General features: G+C 73.2%; 10 protein-coding genes. 7 read left to right on the forward strand and 3 right to left on the reverse strand.

Annotated elements, in window-relative coordinates:
• Window positions 1–208: 208 nt before the first annotated feature.
• The 3 genes from ADK55_RS05600 to ADK55_RS05610 all read left to right on the forward strand — a co-directional run bounded on the left by ADK55_RS05600 (window position 209) and on the right by ADK55_RS05610 (window position 3518).
• Entirely contained in the window at window positions 209–1471 is a 1263-nt protein-coding gene (locus tag ADK55_RS05600; protein WP_053676346.1) for an MFS transporter, read from the forward strand.
• A gap of 131 nt (window positions 1472–1602) precedes the next feature.
• Window positions 1603–3045: an amidase gene (locus tag ADK55_RS05605; protein ID WP_053676338.1), complete on the forward strand. Its 1443-nt coding sequence runs from the start codon at window positions 1603–1605 to the stop codon at window positions 3043–3045.
• Window positions 3042–3518 carry a type II toxin-antitoxin system PemK/MazF family toxin gene (locus tag ADK55_RS05610; protein WP_053676339.1) on the forward strand — a complete coding sequence of 159 codons (477 nt, stop codon included), beginning with the start codon at window positions 3042–3044 and terminating at the stop codon, window positions 3516–3518. Before ADK55_RS05605 ends, ADK55_RS05610 begins: the two co-directional genes overlap by 4 nt.
• 66 nt (window positions 3519–3584) lie before the next feature.
• Here the strand turns inward: ADK55_RS05610 and ADK55_RS05615 are convergent, their stop codons facing one another.
• On the reverse strand, window positions 3585–4445 hold the full coding sequence (locus tag ADK55_RS05615) for a TIGR02452 family protein (RefSeq protein ID WP_053676340.1): 861 nt from the start codon (window positions 4443–4445) through the stop codon (window positions 3585–3587).
• 123 nt (window positions 4446–4568) lie between these two features.
• Between ADK55_RS05615 and egtA the strand changes: the two genes are divergently transcribed.
• Genes egtA through egtD form a run of 4 tightly spaced genes read left to right on the forward strand, consistent with a single transcriptional unit; the run spans window position 4569 to window position 8912 of the window.
• Window positions 4569–5873, forward strand: a complete 1305-nt coding sequence (gene egtA / locus ADK55_RS05620) for an ergothioneine biosynthesis glutamate--cysteine ligase EgtA (RefSeq protein WP_053676341.1) — start codon at window positions 4569–4571, stop codon at window positions 5871–5873.
• On the forward strand, window positions 5870–7183 hold the full coding sequence (gene egtB, locus ADK55_RS05625; protein ID WP_053676342.1) for an ergothioneine biosynthesis protein EgtB: 1314 nt from the start codon (window positions 5870–5872) through the stop codon (window positions 7181–7183). The genes egtA and egtB overlap by 4 nt, the downstream gene beginning before the upstream one ends.
• On the forward strand, window positions 7183–7941 hold the full coding sequence (gene egtC, locus ADK55_RS05630) for an ergothioneine biosynthesis protein EgtC (protein ID WP_053676343.1): 759 nt from the start codon (window positions 7183–7185) through the stop codon (window positions 7939–7941). Before egtB ends, egtC begins: the two co-directional genes overlap by 1 nt.
• Complete coding sequence (gene egtD / locus ADK55_RS05635) at window positions 7938–8912, forward strand: L-histidine N(alpha)-methyltransferase (protein ID WP_053676344.1); 975 nt, start codon at window positions 7938–7940, stop codon at window positions 8910–8912. The genes egtC and egtD overlap by 4 nt, the downstream gene beginning before the upstream one ends.
• Here egtD and ADK55_RS35950 read toward each other — a convergent pair.
• Both ADK55_RS35950 and ADK55_RS05645 read right to left on the reverse strand, forming a co-directional pair.
• Complete coding sequence (locus ADK55_RS35950) at window positions 8795–9817, reverse strand: lysophospholipid acyltransferase family protein (protein WP_159041288.1); 1023 nt, start codon at window positions 9815–9817, stop codon at window positions 8795–8797. The genes egtD and ADK55_RS35950 overlap by 118 nt on opposite strands.
• A partial coding sequence (locus ADK55_RS05645; RefSeq protein ID WP_053676345.1) for a GNAT family N-acetyltransferase occupies window positions 9814–10565 on the reverse strand: 752 nt, incomplete at its 5' end. The genes ADK55_RS05645 and ADK55_RS35950, both read right to left, overlap by 4 nt.

The following is a 10565-nucleotide window of genomic DNA, read 5'->3' on the forward strand; positions in this document are numbered from 1 at the left end:
ACACAGTGGTTACACGATTCATTGACACGTGTAACCCCGCTGTCACACCCCGACCGACGGCGTGTGGGCCCGCGTGTCCAGCCGTGCCGCCGCCCTGGCGCGTCCCGTCGCACCCCGCCACCGCGACAGGGCGGCGCGCACCCGCGCCTCCCCCCGATCCCTCCGCATCCCCCGTCAGCCGCACGCAGACACCGCCCAGGAGGGCACCGTGGCCCTTTCCTCCCCCGGCACCGGCACCGCCGGCGCCACCCCCGACGCGTCCGAGAGACCCGCGAAGTCCGGCCCCGGTCGCGGCCTGCTCCCGCTCCTGCTCGTCGGCAACACCGCCATGTACTCCCTGTACATCGGCGTGGCCGGCATCCTGCTCGCCCTCCAGGTCGAGCACATCGACCCCGTGCACAAGGTCGCCAACTTCGGCCTGATCGCGGGGGTCTCGGCCGTCTTCGCGACGATCTTCAATCCGGTCGCGGGCGCCCTGTCCGACCGCAGCGGACGGCGCGATCCGTGGATCCTGGGCGGTGGACTCGCCGCGCTCCCGGCCATGTTCCTGCTGGGGTTCGCCGACACGATCCTGCTGATCACGATCGCCTGGTGCCTCGGCCAGGCCGTCATGAACGTCTACCAGGCGGCCATCACCTCCGTGGTCCCCGACCGGATCCCCGCGACCGCCCGCGGCAAGGCCTCCGCCGCCGTCGGCCTCGGACTGCCCTTCGGATCCACCCTCGGCGCCCTGCTCGGCGCCACCTTCTCCGAGGACTACCGCACCGGATACCTCGTGTTCGGCGCGATCGTCGCGGGGGCCGCGGTGCTGTTCACGGCCTGCGCCCGGGAGGAACGACTGCCGGCCCGCGCCCCGCTGCCGGTCCGGGCCCAGCTCGCCGCCTTCGCGAGCGCGCTCGGCGACCACGACTTCCGATGGGCGTTCATCGGACGGGCACTGCTCGTGCTGGGCTACTTCGCCGTGAGCGGCTACCAGTTGTACATCCTCCAGGACCACACCGTGCTGCCCGACGGGATGAAGCCGGAGGCGGCGGTGGCCGTGATGATGCCGTTGACCAGTGTGGCCATGGTCGTCTCGACGGTGCTCGGCGGTTGGCTGTCCGACCGGTTCGACCGCCGCAAGCTGTTCGTCGGCGCGTCCGCGCTGCTGTCCGCGCTCGCCCTGGTGATTCCGGCCGTCTCCACCAGTTGGACGGCGATGCTGGTCTTCTCCGCGGTCAACGGGCTCGCCTTCGGCTCTTACATGGCCGTGGACACGGCGCTCGTGACGATGGTGCTTCCCAAGGCCGAGGACGCGGCCCGGGACATGGGCGTGCTCAACATCGCCAACGCGGGGCCGCAGATCATCGCGCCCTTCATCGCCTCGGTGATCGTCTCGCTCAGCGGGGGCTACACCGCGCTGTTCGTCGTCGCCGCAGTCCTGGCCGTGGCGGGCGCTCTCGCGGTGAAACCCATCCGCGGCGTCCGTTGACGACGGCCCTGCCGGGCACCGCCAGTGTTCACACGGCCCGCGGTTCACGAGTTCCTCGCAGGGCTGGGTCTGGCGACTCTCCGGTCCTCCCCGTTACCGTCGTTCCTACCGATCGGTAAGGGGGAGGTCCGATGTCGGCGTCATCGCTGGATTCGGTTGGCTCGGCCCCGCGGGTCTCCGCGGGGTTGTCGGACACGGTGAGCGCGCTCGCCGAAGGCAGCGTCACCGCACGCGTGTTGACGGAGCGGACCCTGGAGCGGATCGCGGCCGCCCAGCCCGCCCTCAACGCGTTCCGTGTCGTACGGATCGAGGCCGCGCTCGCGGAGGCGGACGACGCGGACCGACGGCTGGCGGCCGGCGAGCGACTCCCGCTGCTCGGGGTGCCGATCGCCGTCAAGGACGACATGGACGTCGCCGGGGAACCGACCGCCTTCGGCAGCGCGGGAACCTTCCCGCCCAAGCACGCCGACTGCGAGGCCGTACGCAGACTGCGCGCGGCCGGCGCGATCATCGTCGGCAAGACCCAGACTCCGGAGTTGGGCCAGTGGCCGTTCACCGAGGGGCACGCGTTCGGTGACACCCGCAACCCGTGGAACACCGCCTACACGCCCGGTGGTTCCTCGGGCGGCTCGGCGGCCGCGGTCGCCGCGGGACTCGTCCCGGCGGCGCTCGGCTCCGACGGGGCGGGCTCGGTCCGCATCCCCGCGGCGTGGACCCACCTGGTCGGCGTGAAGCCGCAACGGGGGCGCATCTCCACCTGGCCGGAACCCGAGTCCTTCAACGGGCTGACGGTCAACGGCGTGTTGGCCCGCACCGTGGGCGACGCGGCGCTGTTGCTCGACGCGGCGAGCGGGCAGCACGCCGGAGACCTGCACAGCCCGGCGCGCATCTCGGCCGTCGACGCGGCCCGGCGCACACCGCGCCGCCTTCGGATCGCCCTGTCGTTCGCCATGGCGTTCACCGCCACGGCGAAGTCCCTGGACCCCGTGGTGCGTTCGGCGGTGGAACGGCTGGCCGCACGGTTGGAGTCACTGGGGCACGAAGTCGTCGAGGAGGATCCCCGCTACGGCCCGATCGGCCTGACCTTCGCACCCCGCGCGACCGGCGGCGTACGGGATCTGGCGGCCCGCGTACCGGACTCCTCGCTGCTGGACCCGCGCACCCACGAGGCCGTTCGTACGGGGCGGATCCTGGGCGGTGTGCCCCTGCGCGTCTCCCGCCGGGCGGAAGTCGTGCTGCAACGCCGGGTCGGGGAGATCTTCCACCGCTTCGACGTCGTGCTGACCCCGACCACGGCCACCCCGCCGTTGCGGATCGGCGCCCTCGCGGGTCTGGGGGCGCTGGCGACGGACCGGGCGATGATCGCGGCGTGCCCGTACGCCTGGACGTGGAACGTCCTCGGTTGGCCGGGTGTCAACATCCCGGCCGGGTTCACCCCGGACGGTCTGCCCCTGGGCGCCCAACTGCTGGGTCCCGCCCACGCGGAGCCCCTGCTGCTCTCCCTGGCGGCCCAGGTCGAGGCGGCCGAGGACTGGGCCTCGAAGTGGCCGGAACCAGTAACCTCACCGGAATGACGGCACTTTCCCACCAGAGCAACGACCACGGCAACGGTCACGTCGAGCAGCCCGGGCGTGACGGCGTCACCGCGACCAGCGAGGCGGATCCGCGCGCCATCGGACCGGTGCGCACCGAGTACGCGCCGGACAAGGACGGCGATCCGGATCCCGGCGAGATCGTGTGGACCTGGGTTCCGTACGAGGAGAACGACGGGCGGGGCAAGGACCGGCCGGTGTTGGTGGTCGCCCGGGAGGCGGGCGGGAGCACGCTGCTGGCCGTGCAGTTGTCCAGCAAGCGGCACGATCACGACCGGGAGTGGGTGCCGATCGGGACCGGGCCGTGGGACGGCGCGGGGCGGGAGTCCTGGGTGGCGGTGGATCGGGTGCTGAGGGTGCACGAGTCGGGCATGCGGCGCGAGGCGTGCGCGTTGGACCGGGGCCGCTTCCAGCTGGTGGTGGAGCGGCTGCGCGAGCGGTACGGCTGGCGGTAGCCGGGCGCCTGCGGGCCGCCCGCCCCCGCGCCAGGAGACATCGGGCCCGGAGCGGGGCGGGCCGGTTCAGCGCCCGGGGTCCGGGCTGCCCGGCTCGGCACACAGCCCCGCGAACGCCCGTTCGAATGTCTGGCGGGGTCCGGGCTCACGGTCCAGCACTGCGAACACGACCCGTTCGAAGACGCCGTCGAAGCGGCCGGTGAGCAGTTCCCGGAAGGCCTCGGCCACGGCTGCGGGCTCGTTGCGGAAGACTCCGCATCCCCAGGCCCCCAGCACCAGTCGCCGGTGGCCGTGGAGCGCCGCCACCTCCAGGACCAGCTCGCCCCTTCGCGCCAGGGCGCCCGGGATCTCGTGGGCGCGCTCCGGTTCCTGGCGGCGGATGGTGCCCGCGTTGGGGGCCGGGGAGGTGAGGAAGGCGGCCTGGAAGGGGGTCTCCAGGAGATGGCCCCGGTCGTCGCGGAAAACGGGGACGGCGGGTGAGTGAATCACCCGGTCGGTGTAGAAGGTGCTCTTTCCCGCGCGGTGGACCTCGTAGTACTCCGGGGCCTCCAACAGGGTCTCGTACAGGGCCGAGGCGCGGCACAGGGCCTCCTCCTGGGCCTTGGCGCCTCGGACGTATCCGCCCCCGGGATTGCGGGCCGAGGCGAAGTTCAGGACGGCGACCCGGACCCCCCGCGGAGCGTCTGTCGCGAGCCGGCGGGCGGCGACGGTACTGCTCTCGCCCGTGACCTCGAAGGCGGTCTCCCCCTCCCTTTTGAGGGGCTCTCCATATGGAATGACACGGTTTGGTCCATATATTCTGGTTCCTGCCTTGGCTTCCGCCAGGGCGGCGGCCAGGGAGATCTGCCGTCCCGTCCGCGTCCGGTACCCCCCGGCCGCAAGGATCGTCGCGTTCTCCCGCGCGATTTCACGCAGTCTGCTGCTCACCCCGCAATCCTCCGGTCGAGCCCCTCGAACTGCAATGGAATTTGTGGCCCGCAGACGGGTAGGCACGGGTGACATCACGGCCGACGAAAGCGCCGGCCGCCGACAGGAGACGAGGATCCGGTCATGCGCCAGGACTCACCTGCTCCGCCTGTGCACCACCCCCCGCCCGAGCCCCTCACCGAGGCCTCGGCCGAGGCGCTCCTCCACGGCATCTGTTTCAAGACGGGTCCACCTCGTGTGCTCGGCGCCGAACTCGAATGGCTGGTGTTGGACGCCGAGCGGCCCGATCTCGCACTGTCCGCCGATCGGCTCGCCGCCGCGCACGACGCGGCCGGCGCGCTGCCCCTGCACTCCGGGTTCACCGTCGAACCCGGCGGCCAGTTGGAGCTCAGTTCGGCTCCGGCCGATTCCCTGACGGAGTGCGTGGACGACCTTCAGGCCGACCTCACGGCCGTACGGGGCGTCCTGCACCGGCAGGGCCTGGTACTGCGGGGCCTCGGGCAGGACGCCCGGCGTCCCCTGCGCCGGATGCTGGACAGCCCGCGCTACCAGGCGATGGAGACGTACTTCGACCGCACGGGTCCCGCCGGGCGGGCCATGATGCGCTCCTCCGCGTCCGTACAGGTCTGCGTGGACGCCGGCCACGAGGAGCCCGGCCCGCTCGGGTACGGACGGCGTTGGCGGCTCGCGCACCTGCTGGGCGCGGTCCTGGTGGCGGCGTTCGCCAACTCCCCCGGCGTGGAAGGCCCGTACGCCGGCTGGCGGTGCGCCCGCCAGGGCATCTGGAACGACATCGACGCGCGGCGCGCCCTGGCCCCGCCGCTGGAGGAGGAGCCCCGCGACGCGTGGACCCGGCACGCCCTGGACACCGAGGTGATGTGCGTCCGGTCCGTCGGGGACGGGGCGCCCTGGGTGATCCCGCGCGGCCTGACCTTCCGGGACTGGCTGACGTCCGGCACGGGCCCGCGGCCGCCCACCGCCGAGGACCTGGAGTACCACCTGACCACGCTGTTCCCGCCGATCCGACCGCGCGGCCACCTGGAACTGCGGATGATCGACGCGCAGCCCGGCGAGCACGGCTGGATCGTGCCGGTGGCCGTGGTGCACGCGCTGTTCGACGACCCGGAGGCCGCGGAGACCGCGTACCGGGTGTCGAAGGCGCTGTCGGACGCGTACGGGTCCGACAGCGCGCCCCGCAACCCCCTGTGGCGGACCGCCGCCCGCGCGGGGCTCGCCGATCCGGAGCTGCGGTCGGCCGCCGTCGCCTGTTTCCTGGCGGCGGGCGAGGCACTCCCCCGCCTGGGGGCGAGCACGCACGTCCGGGACGAGGTCGGAGCCTTCACCGAGCGTTACGTACTGCGCGGGCGCTGCCCCGCGGACGACGAAGAGGAACAGCGGCAGCCCGCCGGGAAGGACGCACGCCCGTGACCACCGACATACACCCCGAGATACTCCGCGAGCGGGCCGTGGCGGCCCTGACCGCCGCCCGGGCCCGTACCGCCGGGCTGACCGAGACCGTGAGCGACCGGGACCTGACCGCACAGCACTCCCCCCTGATGTCCCCGCTCGTCTGGGACCTGGCGCACATCGGGAACATGGAGGAGCTCTGGCTGCTGCGCAACGTCGCCGGCCGCGAGTCGATGCGTCCCGAGATCGACCCGCTCTACGACGCGTTCGAGCATCCTCGGTCCGAGCGGCCGAAGTTGCCGCTGCTGGGGCCCGATGAGGCCCGCCGGTACGCGGCGGAGGTGCGCGGACGGGTCTTCGACCTGCTGGAGCGCACCCCGCTGGAGGGTACGGACCTGCTGTCCGGCGGCTATGTCTTCGGGATGATCGCCCAGCATGAACAGCAGCACGACGAGACGATGTTGATCACGCATCAGCTGAGACGGGGAGCCGCGGTGTTGACCGCCCCGGACCCGGATCCGCCGCAGGGCCCGCCGCTGTCCGCGAGCGAAGTGCTGGTGCCCGGCGGGCCGTTCACGATGGGAACCTCCGCCGAGCCCTGGTCGCTGGACAACGAACGGCCCGCGCACACCCGGGACACCGCGCCGTACTGGATCGACACGGCGCCGGTGACCAATGCCGACTACCAGGCGTTCATGGCGGACGGCGGCTACCGCGAGTCCCGCTGGTGGGCCGCCGAGGGCTGGGAACAGATCCGCGCGCACGGGATCGAGGCCCCGCTGTTCTGGCACCGGGAGGGCGACACGTGGTCGCGCCGCCGCTTCGGCGTCACCGAGGCGGTGCCGGGCGACGAGCCGGTGCTGCACGTCAGTTGGTACGAGGCGGACGCGTACGCCCGCTGGGCCGGGCGCCGGCTGCCCACCGAGACCGAGTGGGAGAAGGCCGCCCGGTACGACCCGGGTACGGGCCGCTCCACCCGGTACCCGTGGGGCGACGCCGACCCGACCCCGGCGCACGCGAACCTGGGGCAGCGGCACCTGCGCCCGGCCCCCGCGGGCAGTTATCCGGCCGGGGCATCCCCCCTCGGGGTGCGCCAGCTGATCGGCGACGTGTGGGAGTGGACGGCGTCGGACTTCCTCCCCTACCCGGGGTTCCGCGCGTTCCCCTACCGGGAGTACTCGGAGGTGTTCTTCGGCCCCGAGCACAAGGTGCTCAGGGGCGGGTCGTTCGCGGTGGACCAGGTGGCCTGCCGGGGCACGTTCCGCAACTGGGACCTGCCGGTGCGCCGGCAGATCTTCTCCGGCTTCCGCACCGCTCGGGATGATGCCTGATGTGTCGCCATCTCGCCTATCTCGGGCCGGTGGTGAGCCTCGGGAGGCTGCTGAGCGAACCGGAGTACTCCCTCGTGCGGCAGTCGTGGGCGCCGCGCCGGCAGCGCAACGGCACGGTGAACGCCGACGGCTTCGGCATCGGCTGGTACGCGGAGGGCGACCCGGTGCCGGCCCGCTACCGGCGGTCCGGCCCGATCTGGGGCGACCTCACGTTCGCCGACCTCACCCGCGTGGTGCGCAGCGGCGGCGTGCTGGCCGCCGTACGGGACGCGACGCTGGCCGGGGCCGACGGGGAGGCCGCCGCCGCGCCATTCTCAGACGGGCGGTGGCTCTTCAGCCACAACGGCTCGGTGCGCGACTGGCCGGAGTCGGCGGCCCCGGTCGCCGCCGGGCTGCCGGTGGAGGAGCTGCTGCAACTCGCCGCGCGCACGGACTCGGCGCTGATCTGGGCGCTGGTCCTGCACCGTCTGCGCGCCGGGGACGACCTCGGCACCGCCCTCGCCGGTCCCGTCCGGGACCTGGCCTCGGCCGCCCCCGCCTCACGGCTCAACCTGTTGTTGACCGACGGCTCCACGATCGCCGCGACCGCCTGGGGCGATTCCCTCTGGTATCTGGCGGATCCGCACGCCGGGCGCGTGGTCGTGGCCTCCGAGCCGCACGACGACGACTCCCGCTGGTGTGAAGTACCCGACCGGACCCTGTTGACCGCAACCCGTACGAGGGTCGATCTGACCCCGCTCAAGGAGAGCCGACCGTGAGTGATTTCCAGTTGACCCGGACCCTCGACGAGAACGCCGCGGAGAAGGCGCTGCGCACCGACGTGCGCGGCGGGCTGACCGGCTCCCCCAAGCAGTTGCCGCCCAAGTGGTTCTACGACGCCCGGGGCAGTGAACTCTTCGAGGACATCACCCGGTTGCCCGAGTACTATCCGACGCGCGCCGAGCGGGAGATCCTGCTGGAGCGGGCCCGGGAGATCGCGACGGAGAGCGGCGCCCGCACGCTGGTGGAGTTGGGTTCCGGTTCCTCCGAGAAGACCCGGCACCTGATCGAGGCGATGCCCGCGTTGGAGACGTACATTCCGGTGGACGTCAGCGAGAGCGCCCTGCGGGGTGCGGCGGACACCCTGTTGGCGGAGCATCCCGGCTTGAAGGTCCACGCGTTGGTGGCGGACTTCACGCGGCCACTGCGGCTGCCCGACTCCCCCGGGCCGCGCCTGGTGGTGTTCCTCGGCGGCACGATCGGGAACCTGTTGCCGCCGGAGCGGGCCGCGTTCCTGGCGTCCGTACGGGCGATGCTGTCGCCCGGTGACGCGCTGCTGATGGGTACCGACCTGGTCAAGGACGAGGCCGTCCTGGTCGCGGCGTACGACGACGCGCAGGGGGTGACGGCGGAGTTCAACAAGAACGTACTGGCCGTGATCGACCGCGAGTTGGGCGCGGACTTCCACACCGCCGAGTTCACGCACGTGGCGGTGTGGAACAAGGAACACGAGTGGATCGAGATGCGGTTGCGGTCACGATCGGAGGCGGTGGTGAAGATCCGGGCCCTGGACATGGTGGTGCCCTTCAGGGCGGGCGAGGAGATCCTGACGGAGATCTCCGCGAAGTTCCGTCAGGAGGGTGTGCGCGAGGAACTGGCGTCTGCCGGGCTTGAGTTGACCCAGTGGTGGACGGACGCGGCGGGCCGCTTCGCGTTGTCCCTGTCGGTGGCGCAGGGCCCGGCGGCCTGAGTGGGGATGCCCGGCAGGAGGGGTGCGGTCCGGACGGGCCGCGCCCCCCGCACGGGCTCCGCGGTGTGAACGGGCCGCGCGGCCGGTACGGGTCGCGCGGCCCGCGCGTGGACGGCCTCCTGCGCCGCCGCCGCGAGGTCCCGCCGGTCCTCGTGCCGGCCCGGCGGGATCCGCGGCAGCAACCACACCTCGGCCCGCACCCCCCTGGCGCGGGCGATGCGCCACAGGGAGGCCGTCAGCGGGTCGTCCCCGACGAAGGCGGGCGCCCCGGCGAGGCTCCCGGCGGGTTCTGCGCCTCCCGACAGCCGGTACGCGAGCCGGATCGGCTGTACGGGCACGCCCGCGTCCAGCGCCGACTGGAACGCGGCCCGCCGGAACGGCCCCTGGGCGCGCCCGCACCAGGTGGAGCCCTCGGGGAAGACGGTGACCCGGTCCCCGGCGAGGAGTGCGCGGGTGAGGGTCGCGACGGTGTCGGGGAGGGTCCTGATCCGGTCGCGTTCGATGAACAGGGTTCCGGCCCGGGCGGCGAGCCGGCCGAGCACGGGCCAGGCGCCGATCTCGCTCTTGGCCAGCATCCGGCAGGGCAGCACGGCGGCGACGAGCGGGATGTCGAGCCAGGAGATGTGGTTGGCGACGATCAGCCGGCCGCCGCCCGCCCCGGGGTTTCCGTGCACGGTGATCCGTATGCCGAGGGAGGCGACCAGCGCCGCCGACCAGCTCCGTACGAGGGCGTGTCGGGGGCGGTCCGGGAGCAGCCGTACGGGCGCGGCGGTCAGGACGGCGAGGAGGACGAGGGCCACGGCGCCGGCGAGGCGGAGCACCGCGTGCGGGACGCTCGCCGCGGGTCCCTCGTGGCCGGCGCAGGCCTCGGGGGTGCAGGGCGCGGTGGGCAGCCAGGCGTTCATGCGTCCGGGGCCAGCGCGAGGAAGTGGTTGAGGTAGCGCGGGTTGGTCCGGCGCAGGGAGAGCAGTACGTACAGGTCGGCGCAGCCGAACTCGGCGTCCAGCGCGGGCTCCCCGCAGACCCAGGCGCCCAGGCGCAGGTAGCCGCGCAGCAGCGGGGGCAGTTCCTGCCGGCCGGGGACGGTGACGCCCTCGGGGCTCCAGGGCAGGTGCGGGGTGACGCGGTACGCCTCGGGGGCGAGGTTGCGTCGCAGGACGGTCTCCCGGGTGGCGGCGGCGAGCACCCCGCCGTCGGCGAGCGGGACGGAGCAGCAGCCGGCGAGCCAGTCGTGGCCGGAGCGGCCCATGTAGCGGGCGAGGCCGGCCCAGATCAGGGCGATGACGGCGCCGTTGCGGTGGTCGGGGTGGACGCAGGACCGGCCGACTTCGACGAGGTCGTGGCGGATGGGCGCCAGCGCGCCGAGGTCGAACTCCGCCTCGGAGTAGAGGCGGCCCGCGACGGCGGCGCGTTCCGGGGGGAGCAGCCGGTAGGTGCCGACGACCTGCTCGCTCTCCTCGTCGACGACGAGGAGGTGGTCGCAGTAGGCGTCGAAGGCGTCGACGTCCAGGCCGGGCTCGGCGGGGTCGAGGCGCGCGCCGAGTTCCCCGGCGAAGACCTGGTGGCGCAGCCGCTGGGCGGCCCGTACCTCGTCCTCGTCGCGGGCGAGCCGGACGGCGTACCGGGGGCCGGCGGGGGCGGTGCGGTCGGCGG

The sequence above is a fragment of the Streptomyces sp. WM4235 genome (assembly GCF_001279725.1).
GTDB lineage: Bacteria > Actinomycetota > Actinomycetes > Streptomycetales > Streptomycetaceae > Streptomyces.

Coding starts and splice junctions, on each gene's coding strand:
- ADK55_RS05605 (WP_053676338.1), top strand. CDS start 1,603: ATGTCGGCGTCATCGCTGGATTCGGTTGGCTCGGCCCCGCGGGTCTCC.
- ADK55_RS05610 (WP_053676339.1), top strand. CDS start 3,042: ATGACGGCACTTTCCCACCAGAGCAACGACCACGGCAACGGTCACGTC.
- egtA (WP_053676341.1), top strand. CDS start 4,569: ATGCGCCAGGACTCACCTGCTCCGCCTGTGCACCACCCCCCGCCCGAG.
- egtC (WP_053676343.1), top strand. CDS start 7,183: ATGTGTCGCCATCTCGCCTATCTCGGGCCGGTGGTGAGCCTCGGGAGG.
- ADK55_RS35950 (WP_159041288.1), bottom strand. CDS start 9,817: ATGAACGCCTGGCTGCCCACCGCGCCCTGCACCCCCGAGGCCTGCGCC.